The 20,610-nt window shown below is 52.5% G+C and carries 18 protein-coding genes and 1 pseudogene; 10 read left to right on the forward strand and 9 right to left on the reverse strand.

Going from position 1 to position 20,610, the window contains the following annotated elements; all coding sequences use genetic code 11:
- Positions 1-55: 55 nt before the first annotated feature.
- Complete coding sequence (locus AC2FAP_RS05815) at positions 56-640, reverse strand: NUDIX hydrolase (protein WP_047356491.1); 585 nt, start codon at positions 638-640, stop codon at positions 56-58.
- Between the two features lie 86 nt (positions 641-726).
- On the opposite strand from AC2FAP_RS05815, the gene AC2FAP_RS05820 reads away from it, so the two are divergent.
- On the forward strand, positions 727-1,500 hold the full coding sequence (locus tag AC2FAP_RS05820; protein WP_449541646.1) for a DeoR/GlpR family DNA-binding transcription regulator: 774 nt from the start codon (positions 727-729) through the stop codon (positions 1,498-1,500).
- Positions 1,501-1,560: 60 nt separating this feature from the next.
- Here the strand turns inward: AC2FAP_RS05820 and AC2FAP_RS05825 are convergent, their stop codons facing one another.
- Positions 1,561-1,923, reverse strand: coding sequence for a TIR domain-containing protein (locus AC2FAP_RS05825; RefSeq protein ID WP_113656223.1), 363 nt, complete (start codon positions 1,921-1,923; stop codon positions 1,561-1,563).
- 226 nt (positions 1,924-2,149) lie between these two features.
- Between AC2FAP_RS05825 and AC2FAP_RS05830 the strand changes: the two genes are divergently transcribed.
- From AC2FAP_RS05830 to AC2FAP_RS05840, 3 genes are all read left to right on the forward strand, one after another.
- Entirely contained in the window at positions 2,150-3,688 is a 1,539-nt protein-coding gene (locus AC2FAP_RS05830) for a mechanosensitive ion channel family protein (protein ID WP_449541647.1), read from the forward strand.
- Between the two features lie 268 nt (positions 3,689-3,956).
- Entirely contained in the window at positions 3,957-4,922 is a 966-nt protein-coding gene (gene ssp4, locus AC2FAP_RS05835; protein WP_063924941.1) for an Ssp4 family T6SS effector, read from the forward strand.
- A 138-nt stretch (positions 4,923-5,060) separates the two neighbouring features.
- Complete coding sequence (locus tag AC2FAP_RS05840) at positions 5,061-5,522, forward strand: hypothetical protein (protein WP_230074987.1); 462 nt, start codon at positions 5,061-5,063, stop codon at positions 5,520-5,522.
- A gap of 49 nt (positions 5,523-5,571) precedes the next feature.
- On the opposite strand, the gene AC2FAP_RS05845 is transcribed toward AC2FAP_RS05840, so the two are convergent.
- On the reverse strand, positions 5,572-6,456 hold the full coding sequence (locus tag AC2FAP_RS05845; protein ID WP_449541648.1) for a LysR family transcriptional regulator: 885 nt from the start codon (positions 6,454-6,456) through the stop codon (positions 5,572-5,574).
- Between AC2FAP_RS05845 and AC2FAP_RS05850 the strand changes: the two are divergent.
- The 3 genes and pseudogenes from AC2FAP_RS05850 to AC2FAP_RS05860 form a co-directional block, all read left to right on the forward strand.
- Positions 6,404-6,925, forward strand: a pseudogene (locus tag AC2FAP_RS05850) (aldo/keto reductase); the annotation flags it as partial. The gene AC2FAP_RS05845 and the pseudogene AC2FAP_RS05850 sit on opposite strands and share 53 nt — an antisense overlap.
- A gap of 29 nt (positions 6,926-6,954) precedes the next feature.
- Positions 6,955-7,686: a putative quinol monooxygenase gene (locus AC2FAP_RS05855; protein WP_449541649.1), complete on the forward strand. Its 732-nt coding sequence runs from the start codon at positions 6,955-6,957 to the stop codon at positions 7,684-7,686.
- 77 nt (positions 7,687-7,763) lie between these two features.
- Positions 7,764-8,966 (forward strand): serine hydrolase domain-containing protein, encoded by a 1,203-nt coding sequence (locus AC2FAP_RS05860; RefSeq protein ID WP_333061924.1) that lies wholly within the window; start codon positions 7,764-7,766, stop codon positions 8,964-8,966.
- Between the two features lie 156 nt (positions 8,967-9,122).
- Here the strand turns inward: AC2FAP_RS05860 and AC2FAP_RS05865 are convergent, their stop codons facing one another.
- The 5 genes from AC2FAP_RS05865 to AC2FAP_RS05885 all read right to left on the reverse strand — a co-directional run bounded on the left by AC2FAP_RS05865 (position 9,123) and on the right by AC2FAP_RS05885 (position 15,823).
- Positions 9,123-9,434: a hypothetical protein gene (locus AC2FAP_RS05865; RefSeq protein ID WP_049022559.1), complete on the reverse strand. Its 312-nt coding sequence runs from the start codon at positions 9,432-9,434 to the stop codon at positions 9,123-9,125.
- Positions 9,435-9,655: 221 nt separating this feature from the next.
- Positions 9,656-12,790, reverse strand: a complete 3,135-nt coding sequence (gene silA, locus AC2FAP_RS05870) for a Cu(+)/Ag(+) efflux RND transporter permease subunit SilA (protein ID WP_346589283.1) — start codon at positions 12,788-12,790, stop codon at positions 9,656-9,658.
- A gap of 10 nt (positions 12,791-12,800) precedes the next feature.
- Positions 12,801-14,051 carry an efflux RND transporter periplasmic adaptor subunit gene (locus AC2FAP_RS05875; RefSeq protein WP_449541650.1) on the reverse strand — a complete coding sequence of 417 codons (1,251 nt, stop codon included), beginning with the start codon at positions 14,049-14,051 and terminating at the stop codon, positions 12,801-12,803.
- An 11-nt stretch (positions 14,052-14,062) separates the two neighbouring features.
- Entirely contained in the window at positions 14,063-14,404 is a 342-nt protein-coding gene (gene cusF, locus AC2FAP_RS05880; protein WP_014170083.1) for a cation efflux system protein CusF, read from the reverse strand.
- A gap of 33 nt (positions 14,405-14,437) precedes the next feature.
- The gene (locus AC2FAP_RS05885) at positions 14,438-15,823 is read right to left on the reverse strand and encodes an efflux transporter outer membrane subunit (RefSeq protein ID WP_049022558.1); all 1,386 of its coding nucleotides are present in this window, start codon (positions 15,821-15,823) and stop codon (positions 14,438-14,440) included.
- A 190-nt stretch (positions 15,824-16,013) separates the two neighbouring features.
- Here AC2FAP_RS05885 and silR point away from each other — a divergent pair, with 190 nt between their 5' ends.
- Both silR and AC2FAP_RS05895 read left to right on the forward strand, forming a co-directional pair.
- Positions 16,014-16,697, forward strand: a complete 684-nt coding sequence (silR, locus tag AC2FAP_RS05890) for a copper/silver response regulator transcription factor SilR (RefSeq protein WP_032670366.1) — start codon at positions 16,014-16,016, stop codon at positions 16,695-16,697.
- Positions 16,687-18,147, forward strand: coding sequence for a Cu(+)/Ag(+) sensor histidine kinase (locus AC2FAP_RS05895; protein WP_449541651.1), 1,461 nt, complete (start codon positions 16,687-16,689; stop codon positions 18,145-18,147). Before silR ends, AC2FAP_RS05895 begins: the two co-directional genes overlap by 11 nt.
- Here AC2FAP_RS05895 and AC2FAP_RS05900 read toward each other — a convergent pair.
- Positions 18,134-19,057, reverse strand: a complete 924-nt coding sequence (locus AC2FAP_RS05900) for a LysR family transcriptional regulator (protein ID WP_449541652.1) — start codon at positions 19,055-19,057, stop codon at positions 18,134-18,136. The two genes, AC2FAP_RS05895 and AC2FAP_RS05900, sit on opposite strands and share 14 nt — an antisense overlap.
- Positions 19,058-19,173: 116 nt before the next feature.
- Here AC2FAP_RS05900 and AC2FAP_RS05905 point away from each other — a divergent pair, with 116 nt between their 5' ends.
- Entirely contained in the window at positions 19,174-20,583 is a 1,410-nt protein-coding gene (locus AC2FAP_RS05905; RefSeq protein ID WP_410389496.1) for an MFS transporter, read from the forward strand.
- The last annotated feature ends 27 nt before the right edge of the window (positions 20,584-20,610 follow it).

Here is a 20,610-nt window from a genome sequence, read left to right on the forward strand (position 1 = left end):
GCAAGAATAGCACACACAGACACCTGCACTGCGGCAGGTGTCTGTCCTGCAGCAATTACAGAATGCCTTTCAGGGCAATATGATAAAGCAGCATGATGGTTTTCCCGTCGACAATCCTGCCCGTTTCAATGCCGCGCAGTGCCTCTTCCAGCGTCATTTCCAGTACGTCGATATCCTCACCCTCCGCTTTGAGTCCACCGCCTTCACTGGTTCTGTCTTTCGGCTGGTATTCGGCGAGATAAAAATAGAGTTTTTCAGTGACGGAGCCCGGGCTCATGTAAGCTTCAAAAATTTTCTCAACGCGGGAAACGCTATAGCCGGTCTCTTCTTCCGCTTCTGCTTTAATCCGGCTTTCCGGATCCATGTTATCGAGCAAGCCCGCAGCAGCTTCAATAAGGTCATCTTCGTGCCCGTTAATAAAGACAGGGAAGCGGAACTGGCGGGTCAGGATCACCGTCTTTTTATCCCGGTTATAAAGCAGGATGGTGGCTCCGTTTCCCCGGTCGTAAACTTCGCGATTTTGCCGCTGCCATTCGCCATCGCGTCGCTGTAGATCAAAGGTATATTTTTTCAGGATGTACCAGTTATCAGACAGTGTTTCACTTTCTATGATGCGTACATCTGCACGTTTTGATTGCACGGTTGTTCCTCCTTACGTAGAGTAATTATCATAAACAGCATGGTCGTGCAGTTTCAAGATTAAACGTGCAATATCAGGAATTCCTTATGCTCACAACGCAGCGAAAACAATTGATCCTTGAAAAGCTCGAGGCTGAAGGTCAGGTCCAGTCGAAAGCGCTCAGCACGCTTTTCGCGGTGTCTGAAGACACCATTCGGCGTGATTTACGCGAGCTGGCGGCAGAAGGGCGTTTACAGCGTGTTCACGGCGGGGCGCTGCCGTCATCCTCGGCCATTGCCCCGTTTGCTGAGCGTAAATCGGTAAAGATGGATGCCAAGAAAAATGTCGCCCGTAAAGGTGCGCAGCTGATTTCTGACGGCCAGGTGGTGATCATTGACGGCGGCACGACCACGTCAGAGCTGATTACGTTTCTGCCTCCTGATTTGAAGATAACCGTGGTCACGCACAGCCCTGGCATTGCGCTGGGACTTGTCGAACATCCCTCCATTGAGGTTATCCTGATCGGTGGCCGTCTGTATAAACACTCTATTGTTGCGGTCGGCGCGGCTGCTATCGAAGGCATCGAAAAAATCCATGCGGACCTGTTCTTTATGGGAGTGACCGGCATCCATCCTGATGCGGGCCTGACGACCGGTGATTTTGAAGAGGCGAGTATCAAACGTGCATTTTCCGGCAGAGCCGCCGAAACGGTTGTGCTGGCTTCCCCCGAAAAAATCAATACCGCGTCATCTTTTGTGATTGGCGATCTGTCGCTGGTGAACACGATTGTCGTTGAAGACGATACCGATAGCGCCTGGATTAACGCGGTAAAAGAAAAGGGGGTTTCCGTGGTGATGACCTTTGAACCGGAAAAGGCATAACCCACGCGAAAAGCCTTTATGATCCGGCCTGTCGGTAAGCCGACAGGCTGGCAGGCCACATCAAACCTGAGGGATATCCTCAAGCGTAGTGTAAATCTTAAGCCCCAGCGTTTGCGCCACCTCAATGTCCATATCGGCCCCTTTGGACGCGCCGGCAATCCGGTAGAGAGCATCACATTTCGCAATGAGTCGGTGCGCGACGGGATACAGCATTGCTTCACTGATTTCATCACCCATCGATTTCGAGCCAGCCGCTTTTGCCAACGGTAAGGCCAGCCATTCGCCAATAACCGGAACGTGGCCACGTTGATAGACGGCTAACGCCGCATTTTCAAGACGAGCAAGGTTTTCATCAATGCGCGCCTGCACGCCATCGGTGCCGCTACGATAGGGGCCGGCGATTAAAATCAACTGTTGTGTCATATCAACCTCAGTAAGTTAAAGTGCATGAATTTGCACGTTTATGCATTTTTTGTTTCTGGATTCATATTAATCGCCAGTTTCGTGCAATTTCAAGCAATATTGTGCATTATGGTTTTTTTAAGACAGTTGCAGAAGAGTAGAGCTGGTCTATGCTCAAAAAAGCAGAGATCAGTCATTCTCTGGGCGTATTGAAAAATAACAATAATCTTGCGTTTCAGGGGGGGGAATGAAGAGGATCCTGCTCGTTACATTGTCATGCTTGCTCTCGGTAATCTCCTTTCTCAGCGTAGCCGCAGAGCCGCGCCAGGAGCCGACAGATCGGGAGCGCGCCAGAACGGTTTATATTTTCCATCAGCCGATTGTTATGCTGCAGGCAAAATTCGGTCTGACCACGCCTGAAGAGCGAGTTTTGCGCATTCGTAATACGCTGCGCAATTTCTCTCAACAGGATGTTCGGGAGCCCCTGAAAATGATTCCGGTTACCCGTTACAACCAACCGGGAAGACTGATTGTGATGAACGGCAAGCCGGTGATGTTACTGGCACAAGCCGATCTCGATGAGGGTGACGACCTGACGCTTGATGAAGCTGCTCAACGTGTGCTGACTCGAATGGAGGCACAACGTACGGCGCTTCGCGATCAATATGACGCCGGGTGGTTGGCATTATCGGCAGGCAAAACGGCCGCAGGGCTGCTGGCACTGTTTGTTTTCTGGTACGGTGCCTGGCGGTCATGGCGTGGAGTAAGGCGTTTTTATCGAGGCCGCATTCTTGAGAACCGCAGTATCATTCCACAAAGCTGGCGCAGGTTTGTCGGCGCGATTGAGACTCGTTTGTATGCTTTGCTGATGATTATTCTGGGTATTCTCGGGCTTTATATCTGGCTAAGTTGGGCATTCAGTCTGTTTCCCTGGACGCGCGTTTGGGGGGCATCGCTGGGTGACTGGACCATGCGTGTTCTGCGGGATATCGCACTGTCCATTGTCTCGGCTATGCCGGGCATTTTAATCGTCCTGATTATTTTTCTTATCACAGCCTTCATTCTAAAACTCCTTAAAGTCTTGTTAAATCAGGTAGAAGCAGGGCGTTTACACCTTCCCGGGATCCATCCTGAAACCGTCGGCGCGACGCGGAAGTTAATTTCTGTGGTGGTGTGGTTATTTGCTCTGTCTGCAGCATACCCGTTTTTACCCGGGGCCAATTCACTGGCCTTTAAAGGTATCAGTGTATTCTTTGGGCTGATGTTGACCCTGGGATCTGCCGGGGTGATGAACCATGCCATGAGTGGCCTGGTACTGATTTACTCGCGAGCATTGAGAAAAGGCGACATCATTCGGGTCGCGGATAACGAAGGGTTGGTCACCGAGATAGGTATGCTCGCGACGAAAATCATTACGCGGGAGAATTACGTTGTAACCGTACCGAATGCTGTCGTAGTTAGCGGCAAAATCACTAATCTCAGCGCGCAAAATCCAGATGGTGGCGTGAACCTGACGACAGGTGTCACTATCGGATACGACACGCCATGGCGGCAAGTTCATGCCATGCTGGAGATTGCCGCCAGACGGGCGAAATGTATCGATCAGTCACAACAGCCGCTGGTAAGACAATTGAGTTTGATGGACTGGTATATTGCTTATGAACTTCAGGTGAAGCTGCGTGCCGGGCAGTCACTGGCGGAGGCCCGCAATGAACTGCACAGCAATTTAGAGGATTCGGAGCAGATAAGGTGCATTAGAGGCTGTCAAACACCAGAACAAGGATGACCATAAAAAGCCAGATTCTGCCTTAATCTATGTAAGTGCGCATAATGTATATTATGTTAAATTGATTATTATGATCCATTCCTGAGCAATGCTAATTACGCAATCCTACCCTTTTCTAATTCCTACCTATTCTGGCTGGCCCCAAGATATTGGATCAAAGTTTTAACACTGCTATCATCGAAATCATAAAATTACTCTGCTTGCCGTTTGAATATTCAGGCAGTCCACAAAAGCGTCATTTGCCCTCATGGAACGAAGGAGTTCTCTGATGAACCTCCCTGGTCAACCTTCACCTGACAACACTTTACCTGGTTACGACCTTTCTCGCAGTCTCGGTAATCAGACAGGTGCAGATATCGATTTTAAAAAACTGGCTGAACAGCTGGACTGCATGCGAAATTTTTACAACGTCGGTATTATTTTTGACGATGGTAGACAACGCTGGCTTGTACGCCCTTCCCGCCGTATCGCGGATGCTAATCAGAGCACCGTGAGCCATGTGGTGATAAGTAAAGTGCCGGATATCAAGCAACACAGTGCAGAAAAAGCCGTTGTTGCTGCTCTCACAGCGCCGTCACTGGCCACTGAAATTACCTCAACTGGTTTTGCCTGTGGTGCGATGATCGTAACGTTGGTCATGGCGTTTGGTGCCGGTGCGGCAGTACCAATGACTGCGGGAGGATCCGGGGTAATAGCTGCAATTAGTCTATCAGGTGCACTCGCGACCGGTGCGCAGTGCATGATTGGAGCTGGCAGACTGCTGGCTATTAATAACGATCACGGATCCGATGTTGCCTGGCTGGACAGCCAGGACTGGTATATTGCCACTTCTACAGTCTTGGATGTTATTTCGCTGGCTGCTGCTGGAACGGCACTGAAAGGTACATTAGAAACTTACAAGCTGATGAAAGCGGCTTCCTCAAGTAAAGTTATAACTTGGTTCCAGAGCCTTAGTCGTGCTGAGAGAAAACGAATTACAGAAGAAATCATCAAAGCTCAGAATCCTGGCATCTCCAGTTCCGGAGTTAAGGCTGCAATTCGTGCAGGTGTTTATCCGAAACGATTCCCCAGCGAATCATTGCAAAAATCACTGCAGCGTGAGTTGGTTAATGCGGTAACCAATGCCTCGGCATTTGTTGGTAGTTCACTTACGGGCACCATTCGAAATCCACAGAACACAGTCAAGTCTGGGCGCTATGTGGTAGGACTATTACAGTCATTTTCCCCAAATTAAGCGTAGAGTATTCAAATGCTTAAAGAGCTATCCCGTCGTCTACAACACTGTAATGACATAGCGGTACGTATAAATAATGCCAACGCTTCACAGTTGCAAGAACTGAAAACGCAGTTGGCCCAGCAGATGGGTAAGCCCGTGGGACTACATACTATGGGCATCCCTGCGGTAATCAGCACCCTCGGGGTGATTGTCAGTTTTGCTATTCCGCAGCTATGGTTGGGCTACGGCGTACTCGCCGCACTCAATCAGCCGGCAGAAAAGGTATTTGTGTGGGTAGTGCTGATTGCCCTTCTGTTCGCCGGCATCAACGGTCTGACGATGTTTATGATGGGTAAAGGCAGCATTCGCGCCGTGCGGGTACATCTTTCTCTGGCATTCATAAGCCTTCTGCTGACGGTCATTTATCTGCTTGCGGCTCTGAGCGGCACCATCTGGCCAGGCGTCAATTTAACAGCCGCACTGGTGAGTGTTGTCATGTTGCTGCTCAGCGGTTTCTGTATACGATCTCCTTCCTTCTATAAGATGCTGCTATTTACCCTTCATAATCGCGCATGGCGCCAGCAAATTCGCCAGACACGCAATAACATGCAGCGTTAAACACATTCCCGCCACTACTGGCGGGACTTCGCCCTGTGCCTGCGCAACCTTATCGCTCGGTCGCGGAGATCAGAAAATCAATCAGGGCTTTCACCCTTTTCGTTTTCCCCGCGTTTTTCGGGTAATAGAGATACACTGGCGGATAGGTTTTCCAGAATCTCTCCATCACAGGTACAAATTGTTCCCGATCTGGCTGTAACCGCCAGATGGGTTCGAACAAGCGCCCAATTCCCAGTCCGTTACGAATTCCGTCTGCCATAACGTCAATATCGTTGCTGATTAACTGTCCGGGCATCTCAACGGTTAACTGTTCTCCGCGATCGTTCAGGATCAACGGAAGGATGCGGTTGTTAGTGATAAAACGGTAACCAATCAATCGGTGATGACTGAGATCTGCCGGCACCTCAGGCATACCCTGTTCAGCGAGATAGGCAGAGGATGCGTAAAACCCTTCACGAAACGGTTTCATTAATGGCCGTGCTACCACCCCACCCTCCAGAATATCGCCAAAACGAATCCCCAGGTCAAAACGCTCCTCGATAATATTCACGGTACCGTCGAAGACCGAAATTTCCAGTTGGATCCTTGGGTATTGCTGACAGAACGCAGCCATTGCAGGCTTGAGAATTAACAGATAGGCAAAACGCGAGAGCGTAATTCTTACCACACCAGAGGGTTCATGATTCCGATCGCGAATGCTTTCCAGCGATTTTTCCAGCGAATCCACCGCGGCGGCCGTTTGTTCCAGCAACTGTTGCCCGGTTTCGGTCAGCTCAATACGCCGGGTCGTGCGCACAAAAAGCGGATGACCAATATGCTCTTCCAGCAACTTAAGCGCATTGCTGACGGATGGCGGCGTAATTTCAAGCTTCCTCGCGGCTGCCGAGATGAACGCGCTTGCAGAACGCGAAGGGCTGACGCCCTTTGTTTCCATGCAGAGTCACTACAACCTGATTATGCGTGAAGATGAACGTGAGCTCTTCGGTTTATGCGCTGAGGATGGGATTGCGTTGACGCTTTATAGCGCGCTGGCAAGCGGCCGCCTCTCCCGTAAAGAAGGCCACACGCGGCGAGCCGTCGAGGATGACTACGCCCGCGGGAAGTATGACCGTACGGCAGAACAAGATCGGATCATTATCGAGCGCATTGCCGAGCTTGCCGAACAGTATCAGGTATCCATGACGGAAATATCACTCGCCTGGCTACTGACCAGGGTCACCTCACCCATTGTTGGTGCCACGCAAAAACGTCATGTCGAAGGTGCGGTAAATGCCGTGAGTCTGCAGCTGAGCCCGGAGGCGATCCGCTATCTGGAAGAATGCTATCAGCCCCACTTTCTGACGGGGGTTATGGCGCAAAATACGCCGCATACCAAAGACGTTAAGCAGGTCTGGACGCGGTAGCCTGTTTCTGGTTTAGAAAAAGGATCATCATGAAAAAGAGTCTCATGTTTTTAGCTTACCTGCTAATAAGCAGCCCTGCCTTTGCAAAAAGTCAGGGCATACAGGATACGCCTGTGATGAATATCGTTGAGATAAGCATCACACCCGATCGGGACAGGCATTTTGATGAGGTTGCCAGGCAAACAATCACCGCTTCGGTTGATCATGAAGTGGGCACGCTGGCGATGTACGCGCTGAAACGCAGTGACAATGCGCGTCAGGCATATATGGTTGAGCTTTATGCAAGCGAGTTGGCCTACCGCAAACATCTGGATGCCTCTCCATACAAAGCGTTTGTTACTCAAGCACCTGATATGATTGATCGGAAGCTGAAAATCACACTCGTGCCGCAATTTACAGGGGACAAACACATCATACCCGATGAGCGGACCATCAATAATCTGGTGGTAGTTGAGGTGAAGTCGGAATATCAGACTGAATTCAAAAACATTGTCCTTCCTGAAATGGCTCAGTCGCTCAACATAGAAAAAGGCGTGCTTGCCATGTATGCCGCGACAGACGTAGATGATCCCCACCGCTGGTATTTCTATGAGATTTACGCCAGTGAGGAAGATTATCAACTCCACAGACAGACGCCGCACTTTAGGGATTATCTAAAGCAAACGGCGCACATGAGTACCCGTAAAACGTCTATTCCTGTCAAACCACTATTTCTGCGTAATAAAGGCGGGATAACCGCAGAAATCGCCCCTGGCGGCTAAAGCGTAGAAAAATGGCGTTTACGCAGGCCAGGTGTGATACATTCCGGGCGCTCTAATGACCACCACACATGACAGGTATGCAGAACATAACTCAACATTTTCGCTGGCTTCTGCTTGTTATCCCGTCACTGAGCGGTTGTGGCACCCTCTCGCAAATGTCCTCCCCGGCAGGAACACAGGAACTCCTCACCCATAAATCGCTGGACGGCGACGTTGATAGCGTGGTCCGTCACTATATGGCGCAAAAATCCGTTCCCGGGATGACGGTTGCGGTGATCCATAATTACGGTTCTCCGCAGTTTTACAGTTGGGGCGTAACTGATGCGGCCAATCGCTACCCGATCGGGTCCAATACCTTGTTTGCCCTCGGTTCGCTCAGCAAAGGGATTACGGCGGAAGTGGTGGCTTGTCTGGTGAACGAAGGAAGGCTGAGTTGGGACGATAACCTGTCGACATTGCTGCCACCGGGTACGCCCTTAAGCGCAGATGCACAAAAAATTACTCTACTGGAACTGGTGACCCACACCTCTGGCCTGCCCCGTCAGAATATGGATGTTCCGATGCTGGGAAAATTCATCAGCTATTTAAGCAGTGGTGATAACTTTTATGGCGAACTGGATAGCGATAACGTATTGCGCTATTTAGCCAACTGGCATGCACCGCAGCATAAAATGCCGCAATACTCTAATACCGGCTATGCCCTGATTGGCTATATCCTGAAACACAAAACCGGCGAAGATATTCAGAGTTTAGCCTCGCGCTATATTTTTCAACCGCTGCAAATGGCTAACAGTAGTTTTACTCCCCAGACGTTAAAGGGATACCCGCAGCGTGCGCTTGGCCACGCTGGCGATCAGCCCAAATTCATCCCGCGCGGTCAGCTGACGCCCGACTGGCATTTTTCCAACAACATGGTAGCGGCAGCGAGTTTATACAGTAACGCCGAAGATCTGGCCGCGTATGCTCGCTATCACGTGGCGACAACCGACAATCGCTTATTGGATAGCGTCTTTGCTGAAGTCAGTAATACCGATATTCAACGCCCCGACGGTGTACAGGGCATTGCCTGGACCACCGACTTTATCGGTCTGGAAAAAATTACTTATCAGGTCGGCTATATTGGCGGCTACTCAAGCTTTATCGGTTTCGATAAACAAAAAGGCAATGCGGTAGTCGTGCTTCAAAATGCGTTTAACTGGAGTAACTATATTGGTATCGCGCTATTAATGGATATGGCGAAAAACGATAGCCAGAGAGAAGAACATTCTCGCGCGCTGTAACCTCGGCAGGTCATGTCTGCAAACCAACTGCAGCGCTTCTCCGTATCGGCATGATACTGCTCAGCGGTGGCTGCATTCTTACTGCGACCTTCTAAAAGATGCTGAAAACGCCCCTCACTCGAGGAGCGTATACCCGTGACATCCACCACGCGCCAGTTAATTCGCCTGATTCATACGGCGATGTTTCTCTGCCTGTTGCTGGTGAATAACAGAAGACTGCCCATTGTTCGCCGTTTCATGCACAACGGCGGCCTTCTCATGCTCATTCATCGCAGAGAAAGACTTTGCCGATTCGGGAGTAGTATTACAGGGGCCAGCTTTGAGCATTTTCTTGTGCATCTCAGCCATGGTTTGATGCGCAGTTGCCTGAGCGTTATTAACCTGGTCGTGCATGTTGATCGTTTCTGCTGCCCAGCCAGATGATGTGACAGCCATAATGGTGACAATGGATAACAGGATCTTTTTCATGGTCGAATCTCCTAAGTTTACATGCTCTGCAATATCGCTGAATGAAAAGTCAGAGATAAATGCATCGGCGTCTGAATTATCATTGATTATAAAAACCGACCTCTGTTTATCCCGTGACGGGCTGATGACATTTCTGTCACTGGGCCATACGGGGAATAACCCCCTGCCCCATACGCATAAAAAAGGACACTCCAGCGTGTCCTTTTAATATCGTCGCGCGTTTATTTATGTCTTCGCAGCCAGATTAATTTGTAGGCGGCCGGAATAATGAACAGGGATAACAGCGGAGCCGTAATCATTCCTCCAATCATCGGCGCGGCTATCCGGCTCATGACTTCTGAGCCCGCACCGGTTCCCCAGAGGATGGGCAACAGACCTGCAATGATAACCGCTACGGTCATTGCTTTCGGTCTCACGCGGAGTACCGCCCCCTGATAAAGGGCTTCATCGAGACCTTCCGCGGTAAAGGTTTCCCGCTGGGCTAGCGCCGGATGGGCTTCAATGGCATGACGCAAATACATCAGCATCACCACGCCAAACTCTGCTGCCACCCCGGCCAGGGCAATAAAGCCGGTTCCGGTCGCCACGGACATATGGAAGCCCTGCCAGTACAGGAACCAAATTCCGCCGACCAGGGCGAATGGCAGACTCATCAGAATAAGCAGTGCCTCATCAACACGACGGAATGCCAGATATAACAAAATGAATATGATCATTACCGTCATTGGCACCATCAGTTTCAGTTTTTTATTGGCGTGCTCCAGCAATTCAAACTGTCCGGAGAAAGAGACACTGGTGCCCGGTCTTAATTTTACGTGCTGGCTGATAGCGGTTTTAATGTCGTTTACAACCGATACCATATCCCTGCCACGGGCATCAATATAAATCCAGCTGGCAGGACGGGCATTTTCCGTTTTCAGCATGGTAGGTCCGGAAACGACACGAATATCAGCGACATCGCCCAGGGTAATTTGCTGTTTCATAGGCGTCAGAATGGGCATCTGTTTCAGTGCCTGTGGGCTGTTTCGGTAATCCTGAGGGTAGCGGATATTGATCGGGTAACGGGCTACGCCCTCAACCGTCTCGCCGGTTGTTGCGCCACCGATGGCTGATGAGACAAACAGCTGCACATCACCCACCGTCATTCCGTATCGGGATGCTTTCTCCCGGTTGATATCCACGTCGATGTAGCGTCCGCCTTCCAGACGTTCTGCCAGTGCTGAAACCACGCCCGGCACGGTTTTGGCCACCGCTTCGATACGTTGTGCCGTGACATCAATATCAGACAAAACGGTGCCAGACACCTTGATACCGATTGGGCTTTTAATGCCGGTGGAGAGCATATCTATACGGTTACGGATCGGCGGTACCCAGAGGTTAGCCAGGCCGGGCAAACGCACGGTCTTATCCAGTTCATCAACGATCTTGTCAATCGTCATTCCTGGTCGCCACTGATCTTCAGGTTTGAGCTGAAGGGTGGTTTCGACCATTTCCAGTGGCGCGGAGTCGGTCGCCGTTTCGGCCTTACCGGTCTTACCAAATACGGAGGCCACTTCAGGGACGGTTTTGATTAATTTGTCTGTCGTCTGCAAGAGCGCGGCAGCCTCTGCCGGCGATACGCCAGGTAACGTTGAAGGCATGTACAGCAGATCGCCCTCATTGATCTTTGGCAGAAATTCCCCCCCGACCTGACTCAGCGGCCATATGACCGTAAAAATAGTTAACGCCGCAACCAGCAAGGTCGTTTTCGGCCAGTGGAGCACGCGAAGCAGTAACGGGTGATAGGCATTAATCAGCAGTCGGTTCAGCGGGTTGCTGGTCTCCGCGGGGATTTTCCCTCTGATCCAGAACCCCATCAGTATAGGAATGACGATGATTGCCAGCGCGGCCGCGCCCGCCATGGCATACGTCTTCGTGAAGGCCAGCGGCCCAAACAGGCGCCCTTCCTGTCCCTCAAGCGTGAAAATGGGGATGAACGACAAGGTGATGATCAGCAGGCTGATAAACAGCGCCGGGCCCACTTCAACGGACGCATCGGTAATGACCTTCCAGCGGGTTGCGTTGTCTATCTGCTCCCCTGGGTGTTGATGACCCCACTCTTCCAGCCGTTTATGCGCATTTTCAATCATCACAATGGCGGCATCCACCATCGCCCCCACGGCAATGGCAATCCCGCCCAGAGACATAATATTGGCGTTTAGCCCCTGGAAATGCATGACGATAAAGGCAATGCACAGGCCAAGCGGCAGAGAAACGATCGCCACCAGCGCAGAGCGGATATGCCAGAGGAACAGCGCACAGACGATGGCTACCACGATAAACTCTTCAAGGAGTTTATTACTCAGGTTATCAATGGCGCGGTCAATTAACTGGCTGCGATCGTAGGTGGTCACCACCTCGACACCTTCTGGCAGGCTGGCTTTCAGCGTCTCCAGTTTGTCTTTCACTGCGGTAATGACTTCACGTGCGTTTTTCCCCGAGCGCAGGATCACGACGCCACCAGCAACTTCGCCCTGGCCGTTAAGCTCTGCAATGCCGCGCCGCATTTCCGGGCCCGTTTGCACGCGTGCCACATCGCGCAGATAAACCGGCACGCCGTTCTCGCCAGTTTTCAGGACGATATTATTGAAATCATCAATGGACTGAAGGTAACCGCTGGCGCGGACCATGTACTCCGCTTCCGCCATTTCAATGGATGATCCCCCTGCTTCCTGGTTAGATGATTCGAGAGCCTGTTTAACGTCGGGCAGCGTGACACCGTACTGAGCCAGCTTCAACGGGTTAACCTGAATCTGATACTGCTTAACCACGCCGCCTACTGACGCAACCTCCGCGACGTTAGGGATGGTTTTCAGCTCGAATTTCAGGAACCAGTCCTGAAGGGAACGCAGTTCTGCAAGATCGTGTTTTCCGCTGTGATCCACCAGGGCATATTCAAATATCCAGCCGACACCGGTGGCATCTGGTCCTATTTCTGAGCTTACACCGGCAGGCAATTTGCCCTGAACCTGGTTCAGGTATTCCAGAACGCGCGAGCGGGCCCAGTACAGGTCGGTACCGTCTTCAAAAATGACGTACACATAGGAGTCGCCAAACTGGGAAAAACCACGCACGGTCTTTGCGCCGGGTACCGACAGCATGGTTGTCGTGAGCGGATACGTGACCTGATTTTCAACAATCTGCGGGGCCTGACCGGGATAGCTGGTTTTTATGATCACCTGCACATCAGACAGATCGGGCAATGCATCCACAGGGGTATTGATGATAGTCCATGTTCCCCAGACGCTGAGAAACAAAGCGCCCATCATCACCAGGAAACGGTTGGCGACGGAGCGCCGGATAATCCATTCAATCATCATCGTCTCCTTAATGGCCCGAATGCGCGTCGTCAGTTTTTTCAGGATGACGCATGCGCTCTAATGCACCGCTAATATTGGCTTCGGAGTCAATCAGGAACAGACCGCTGACCACGACAGCATCGCCTTCGCTCAGTCCGCTGCCAATCGCGGACTGCTGCTGAGATTCATGCAGAACATGAATGCTTTTCGGCACAAAACGCCCTTCCGCATCGACCACAATCACCCGCTGTTCTTTGCCCGTATCAATCACGGCCTGGGATGGGATCAGCAGCATCTCCTGGCTCATGGCGTTCAATTTCAGGTAGGCGTTCATGCCGGGTTTCAGGCTTTCGTCTTGGTTGGAGACCTGCAAACGGACCTGCAGCGTGCGGGTAGTTTGATCCACGCTGGGGAGAATGTTCCATTTTTCAACGGCAAACGATTTATCCGGATACGCGGGCACTGAAATTTCAAACTGCGAGCTGTCTTTGAGAAGATACGCAATGGATTCCGGCACGGCCGCACTGATCCAGACCGGATCCATCCCCTGTATCTGTGCCACCACGTTATCTTTGGTAATGTTCATGCCCGTGCGCAGGTTAAACGCCGTAATCACGCCATCTATGGGAGCCTTGATAGTAAAACGGGTCTGGATACTCCGGGTCGCACGCAGTCGTTGAACATCCTCTTCCGGCATGCCGGCAAGATGTAGTCGCTCCAGAACACCTTTTATCTGGGTAGGGGTTCCGCCTGTACCCGATAACAACAGGAACTCGCTTTGCGCTTCCACCCATTCCGGAATGGTGATATCGATAAGCGGCGTCCCTTTTTTGACATGATCGCCCACGGTCAGTGGGTATACTTTCTCGACGAAACCCTCAGAACGCGCCTGCACAATGACAAACTGATATTCGTTATAACTGACGTTGGCCGGTATGGTCTGGGCGTAATTCAGCGATCCCCGCGTCACTTTCTGCGTTTTGAGTCCCAGGTTCTGAACCTGCGTCGGGTCAATACGAATACCCTCACTGCTTTTTTCGTCATTTTCATCGGCATATTTCGGCACCAGATCCATATCCATAAACGGAGACTTGCCGGGTTTATCAAACCGGGTATCCGGCTTCATCGGGTCATACCAGAAAAGTACCTTTCTCTCCGTCGGGGTCTGTTCTGTTTTTTCTGCGGAATGCACAGACTGCCAGGCGATAACTGAAATCAGCCCTCCTGCAATAAGGCTGCCGAGGGTGACGGCAGCAAATTTTATTCTTAAAGAGGCCATGCTTTTTCTCGCTATTTAATGCTCTTGAGTAAAGAGATATTGCCCTGCTGAACAAACGTAAAATTAACGTGGCTGCCGGCTTTTAAGGCGAGAATAGTTTCGTCTGCCTGGACAAAGGTGAAACGCATGGTCATGGCGGGCCAGCCAATCGCTGGAATAGCATCGTGCGCGATAGTGATTTTTTTAGTGCTCAGATCAACCGCTTTCACCACGCCGGTTCCCGCGATAACCTGCTCTGGCGTGGCTTGTGCTGCTGTGCTCATCTCCCCGTGCTGATGTGTTTCAGCATGCAGGCCTGCAGAAAATATAACGGAGAGTGCGCCCAGTACGACCGCGTTAAATAAACTGTTCATTTTTTGATTTCCTGATGGAGTAATTAAAAGAAATTACTCAACCCAACCACCGCCCAGCGCGGTGAATAAGTTAATTTCATTCACCTGTCGGGAATAGATAAGGTCGAGAATGGTTTGTTGTGTTGCAAAAAGAGAACGTTCGGCATCAAGCACTTCAATGTAACTGACCGCGCCACTGGAATATAAACCTCTGGCTCGCTGCAGGGTGATGTGTAGCGAATCAAGATAACGTTGCTGGGCGTCGAGTTGCTGACTGATGCTGTCCCGCAATGCGAGCGCGTCGGCGACCTGTTTAAAAGCCGCCTGAATTTTTTGTTCGTAATTGACGATTGACTGCTGCTGGCGAATTTCAGCCAGTTTGAGATTGGCTTTATTCCTTCCAGCATTAAAAACAGGAATGTCAATTTTCGGAATAAAATTCCACATCCCGCTTCCTGCGGTGAAGAGGCTGGATAATTCCGTACTGCTTGCTGAAAGCCCGCTGGTTAGCGTAATAGACGGGAAAAAAGCGGCACGCGCCGCGCCAATATTGGCATCAGCCGCTTTCAGTTGATACTCCGCTTCCATAATGTCCGGGCGCTGAAGCAATATTTCTGACGGCAGACGAGGCGGCAGTTTGACGGGTGTAATCTCATCGACGCCGCCTCCTTTCTCTGCCGGCAGCGCGCGATAGGTTCCCAGAACCTGCTGCAGGGCATTATTGGCCTGAGCCAGCTCGCCTTCTCTTTTCGCTATTTCTGCACGGGTACTTTCAATCTGCCCCCGGGCCTGTTCAAGTGCCAGAACGTTGGTGCTGCCCGTTACCAGCTGTTGTTCAACAAAAGCCCAGGATTGTTGATAGTTTTTTAGCGTATCGCGGGCAATACGACGTTGTTTGTAGGCCAGCTGCTGGCTGAAATAGCTCTGCGACACGCTGGAGACAAGCAGGATATGCACGGCACGGCGAGCCTCCTCGCTGGCAAAATAGTTCTGTCTGTCAGCATCACTCATATTCCTGAGTTTGCCGAAGAAATCGAGTTCGTAACTGAGGTTCAACCCTGCGTCGTACTGCTGTGTGGTCGGCTTGTCCGTTTTCAGCCCACCGCTGTAGGTCACACCTGACGAGGCATTCACCTGCGGATACCGGTCGGCATCCGTCACGTTGAACTGCGCGCGCGCCTCTTCAACCTTAAGGGCGGCCATTTTTAAATCACGGTTATTATTCAGGGCTTCGGCGATCAGTGCTGCGACCTGAGGATCGGTAAAAAAGCTACGCCATCCGCTGTCGTGATACCCCGCCACCACCGGTGTGAGGCTATTTCGGGATAACGAGAACTGCTGCGGAACCGGTGCTGGCGGACGCGCATATTCTGGTGCCAGCGAGACGCAGCCTGCCAGGAAAAATATTGTGCTAATGCTAAGTCGTTTTAATGTGCACATCACGCTTCTCGTCCAGTCAGGCCTGGTAAATGTTTCAAATGAAGTCCAGAGTATTACCAGGGTTACTCTACAGCGTGCTTCCTGTTTGCCTGGTGACAGGATAATGACAATGTTGTCATTCTTAACGTAAGTCATTGATAACGGTTTGAGGCTCTCTAGAATGTCCAGAGCAGCCAGTCAGGGGAGCAAGATGAAAATACTGATCGTTGAAGACGAGATAAAAACCGGGGAGTACCTCAGCAAGGGGCTGACTGAGGCGGGGTTTGTGGTGGACCACGCTGACAATGGCCTGACCGGATATCATCTCGCCATGACCGCCGAGTATGACCTCCTGATTCTGGATATCATGCTTCCCGACGTGAACGGCTGGGATATCATCCGCATGCTACGTTCTGCCGGTAAGGGAATGCCGGTTCTGTTACTCTCAGCCCTTGGCACTATTGAACACCGGGTGAAGGGTCTTGAACTGGGCGCGGATGATTACCTGATCAAACCCTTTGCCTTTGCGGAGCTTCTCGCCCGCGTCAGGACGCTTCTGCGACGGGGCAATACGGTGATCACGGAAAGCCAGTTTCAGGTGGCTGATCTGATGATTGATCTCGTGTCCAGAAAGGTGAGCCGCGCGGGAAACCGCATCCTGCTGACCAGTAAAGAGTTCAGCCTGCTGGAGTTTTTTATGCGACACCAGGGGGAAGTGCTGCCCCGCTCCCTGATTGCATCCCAGGTCTGGGACATGAATTTTGACAGCGACACCAACGCGATTGATGTCGCCGTCAAACGGCTTCGCGCGAAAATAGACAATGATTATGAGCCGAAGTTGATCCAGACGGTCCGCGGCGTGGGGTACATGCTGGAGGCACCGGATGCGCGTTAAATTACCCAGACGCCCTTTTTCATTAGCCCTGAGGCTGACGTTTTTTATCAGCCTCTCCACGATACTGGCATTTTTCGCCTTCACCTGGTTTATGCTGCACTCCGTTGAAAAGCATTTTGCCGAGCAGGATATCAACGATCTGCAGCAAATCAGTACCGCGATGCACCGTATCCTGCAGTCCCCGGCAGATCCGGACGAGAAGAAAATCAGTAAAATCAAAGAGTCAATTGCCAGCTATCGCAACGTTGCGGTTCTGCTTCTCGACGCGCGTGGAGAGGTGTTGTTCAGTACGGCGCAGGGGGCAGCGTTACGCCCTGCCGTGAACACGGCGGCGTTCAGCACGCACAGCCGGGCACGGGATGTGTTTCTCTGGACGGTAGATGCCCCCACCCTGCAGAGTCATTCCGGCGCTGAGATGAAAAGTGACACGTACCGGATTATCGCCTCGTCAGGCACGGCAACGCTGCAGGGAAAAGCGCAGAATTACGTTATGCTGATCGGGCTTTCAATTAATTTCCACCTCCATTACCTCGATGCGCTGAAAAAGAACCTGATTGCGATTGCCGTGGTGATCAGCCTGCTGATTATTCTTATCATTCGAATCGCGGTCCGTCAGGGACACCTGCCGCTGCGTAACGTCAGCAATGCCATTAAAAATATCACCTCTGAAAATCTCGATGCGAGGCTGGAACCGTCACGCGTTCCGGTTGAACTGGAGCAACTGGTGATTTCGTTCAACCATATGATTGAAAAGATTGAAGATGTGTTCACCCGCCAGGCGAATTTTTCTGCCGATATCGCCCACGAAATCAGAACCCCCATCACCAATCTGGTGACCCAGACTGAAATCGCACTCAGCCAGAACCGGACGCCGAAAGAGCTGGAAGATATCCTCTACTCCAGCCTTGAAGAGTATAACCGGATGACCCGGATGGTCAGCGATATGCTGTTCCTGGCGCAGGCGGATAATAATCAGCTGATCCCGGACAGGGTGATGTTTGATTTAAGCACGGAGGTCGTTAAAGTCTTTGATTTCTTCGAGGCCTGGGCGGAAGAACGTCATATCACGCTGACGTTTCACGGGATGCCCTGCCTGATCGAAGGCGATCCGCAGATGTTCAGACGCGCAATCAACAACCTGTTATCCAATGCCCTGCGCTATACGCCGGAAGGCAAGACGGTGACCGTCTCAATCGACGAACGGGAAAACGATTTTGAGCTGATGATTGCCAACCCCGGGAAACCTGTCCCGCAAGAACATCTACCCAGGCTGTTTGACCGTTTTTACCGGGTGGATCCTTCAAGGCAGCGAAAAGGCGAAGGCAGCGGGATTGGTCTTGCCATTGTGAAGTCAATTGTCACCGCGCATCATGGCAAAGTCCGCGTCGAATCGGATGCTCAGTCGACGCGCTTTATCTTGTCCGTGCCTAAGCGGGTTACTCAGCACTGAGTGGTTGCTGCACAGCCCGACACACGTCCAGCACTTTCTCTCTCAGCCAGCGGTGCCCCGGATCCCTTTCCATTCGCGGGTGCCACATCTGCGAAACCGTTATGGTTCGGGTTTTAAACGGCAGTTCAAAGACATGCACACTCTGCGCCATCGGCTGGTTCAGCAGATACAATGCCGGAACCATGGCGATCAGATCGGACGCCAGCGCCACGGATAACGCCGTCGGGAAACCGGGCACGACGCTGGCAATTTTGCGCTTCATCCCCACTTCTGCCAGTGCATCGTCGACAAAGCCGTGTAGCGACCCGTCGGGCGCGGCAACCACGTGGCCCCAGGAAACATAATCGTGAAGGCTGACCGTGGGTTGTGCCGCCAGCGGATGTCCCTTACGCACCGCGGCAATGAACCGATCCTGAAATAATCGCTGCAGGCGTATTTCAGGTCCCATGTTGCTCTGCACGCCAATTTCCAGGTCAACCAGCCCTTCCCGCAGATAGTGTGACGTTTTCTCAGGCTTCGGCGAGAACCGAATACACACATCGGGCGCAGCTTCGGCCACGGCGGCAATCAGCAATGGGCCAAATGCAACCACAAAACCATCATTGGCTCTGATGGTAAACAGCCGCTCGAGGTTTTCCACCTTCAGCGTTTCAGTGGAGGGCTGCAGTACGGCTCTTGCCTCATACACGGCGCCTCGGGCTCGCTCCCGGGTGGCCTCGGCCCAGGGCGTCAGCACCATATTACGCCCTGCCCGCACCAGGATCGGGTCGCCGGTCACCTCTCGCAGCCGGCTCAGGGTACGGCTCATGGCTGACGTACTCAGGTTTAAACGCCGCGCCGCGCCCGCCACGCTGGCTTCGGCCAGCAGGACGTCGAGGGCGACAAGCAAATTAAAATCCGGATCGGACATGATGCATCCTCAGATAAGGCGTTATATGCAACTGAACAGTGCAACTGCTGCGTCTTCCGCCTTGTATATCCCATGATTATAGTTTCGTCATCAACATTCTTTCCGGAGTTACGACGATGACGCTATTTTCAAACCAGCCCGGCGACGAAGGATTGCCCGGCCATGAACGCGCCCGGGTGATGGCCGCGGTAATGACCACCACGCTGATGGGCGTTTTTGATGGCACCATGATCAACATCGCCTTGCCTTCGATGGCCAGCGCGATGCAGGTGCCCGCGAATGTGGCCGTCTGGTTCGCCAATGGGTATCTGTTGTCCGCGGCCATGACTCTGGCCATCTTCGCTGCCCTGGCGGCCCGCGTTGGCTACCGCCCGGTGTTTCTGACCGGACTTGCCGTCTTTACACTCACCTCGCTCGGCTGCGCGCTGGCCCGCACCCCGGACATGCTGATCGGGATGCGGATTTTGCAGGGGATTGGCGGGGCGGCCACACTGAGTATTGCCCCAGCGATACTGCGCGCCGTCTTCCCCGGTCGACTGCTTGGCCGCATTCTGGGACTGCACGCCCTGCTGATCGCCTCCAGCACGGCCATTGCACCCGTACTGGGCGGGACGATCCTGGACGTACTGCGCTGGCAGTGGTTATTCGCCATTAACCTTGTTCCCGGAACGATTGCCCTGCTGTTGGCCTGGAAGGCATTACCACGACAACCGGCTTCAGATCCCTCTCCGTTCGATGCCCCGGGGGCACTGCTCTCCACGGTCCTGTTGGGGGCGATGATCATGACGGCCAACAGTTTCCAGCATGCTTCGCACCACATCAGCCACGAGGCCATCAGCTGGGCGCTGCTCGCCACGATTAGCGCCATCACCTTTGTCTGGCATATTCGCCGCGCCCGAAGCCCCATACTGCCTCCCGTTATTTTTCACAACGGACGCTTTACGCTCGCCGCGCTCACGTCGCTGGCCTCGTTTGTGAGCCAGGGCATCACCTTTATCGCCCTGCCGTTCCTGTTTCAGAGCGTATATGGCTACAGTCCGGTGGTCTCCGCGCTACTGTTCACGCCCTGGCCGATAGGCATCGTACTGATTGCGCCGCATGCAGGCCGCTGGGCAGACACAATTTCAGCCCCGCTGATATCTACCCTTGGGCTTATCGTGTTTGTGGTGGGGTTGATCCTGCTCGCGACACTGCCCGCCAGCCCTTCCGCATGGAATATCTGCCTGCGAAGCCTGGTGTGCGGGATCGGTTTTGGCTGTTTCCAGAGTCCCAATAACCGGGAAATGCTCTCTAACGTGGTGCGGGAGTATGCCAGCTACGCATCCGGCGTACTGGCTATCGTGCGGACGTTTGGACAATGCCTGGGGGCTGCCGTGGTCGGCGTTCTGCTGGCCACAACGCAGAATCAACCGGCCTTTGACGATCGGGCCGTTCATTATTCACTGTGGATTGCGGTCATTGCTTCGGCGGTTTCTGTCATGTTTAGCGTGAGCCGGCTGCGCGCCACGCGTCAGGCTACGGCATAAACACGGTGCAGCGCACTACGCGCTGCA

The organism is Enterobacter cloacae complex sp. 394I7 (assembly GCF_057320345.1).

Bases quoted from the DNA above. Each gene is read 5' to 3' on its own strand.
- AC2FAP_RS05905 (WP_410389496.1), top strand. From the start codon at position 19,174: ATGACGCTATTTTCAAACCAGCCCGGCGACGAAGGATTGCCCGGCCAT.
- AC2FAP_RS05885 (WP_049022558.1), bottom strand. From the start codon at position 15,823: ATGTGCACATTAAAACGACTTAGCATTAGCACAATATTTTTCCTGGCA.
- cusF (WP_014170083.1), bottom strand. From the start codon at position 14,404: ATGAACAGTTTATTTAACGCGGTCGTACTGGGCGCACTCTCCGTTATA.
- ssp4 (WP_063924941.1), top strand. From the start codon at position 3,957: ATGAACCTCCCTGGTCAACCTTCACCTGACAACACTTTACCTGGTTAC.
- silR (WP_032670366.1), top strand. From the start codon at position 16,014: ATGAAAATACTGATCGTTGAAGACGAGATAAAAACCGGGGAGTACCTC.
- AC2FAP_RS05865 (WP_049022559.1), bottom strand. From the start codon at position 9,434: ATGAAAAAGATCCTGTTATCCATTGTCACCATTATGGCTGTCACATCA.
- AC2FAP_RS05820 (WP_449541646.1), top strand. From the start codon at position 727: ATGCTCACAACGCAGCGAAAACAATTGATCCTTGAAAAGCTCGAGGCT.
- AC2FAP_RS05900 (WP_449541652.1), bottom strand. From the start codon at position 19,057: ATGTCCGATCCGGATTTTAATTTGCTTGTCGCCCTCGACGTCCTGCTG.
- silA (WP_346589283.1), bottom strand. From the start codon at position 12,790: ATGATTGAATGGATTATCCGGCGCTCCGTCGCCAACCGTTTCCTGGTG.
- AC2FAP_RS05825 (WP_113656223.1), bottom strand. From the start codon at position 1,923: ATGACACAACAGTTGATTTTAATCGCCGGCCCCTATCGTAGCGGCACC.
- AC2FAP_RS05875 (WP_449541650.1), bottom strand. From the start codon at position 14,051: ATGGCCTCTTTAAGAATAAAATTTGCTGCCGTCACCCTCGGCAGCCTT.
- AC2FAP_RS05845 (WP_449541648.1), bottom strand. From the start codon at position 6,456: ATGGAAACAAAGGGCGTCAGCCCTTCGCGTTCTGCAAGCGCGTTCATC.
- AC2FAP_RS05855 (WP_449541649.1), top strand. From the start codon at position 6,955: ATGAAAAAGAGTCTCATGTTTTTAGCTTACCTGCTAATAAGCAGCCCT.
- AC2FAP_RS05830 (WP_449541647.1), top strand. From the start codon at position 2,150: ATGAAGAGGATCCTGCTCGTTACATTGTCATGCTTGCTCTCGGTAATC.
- AC2FAP_RS05895 (WP_449541651.1), top strand. From the start codon at position 16,687: ATGCGCGTTAAATTACCCAGACGCCCTTTTTCATTAGCCCTGAGGCTG.
- AC2FAP_RS05860 (WP_333061924.1), top strand. From the start codon at position 7,764: ATGCAGAACATAACTCAACATTTTCGCTGGCTTCTGCTTGTTATCCCG.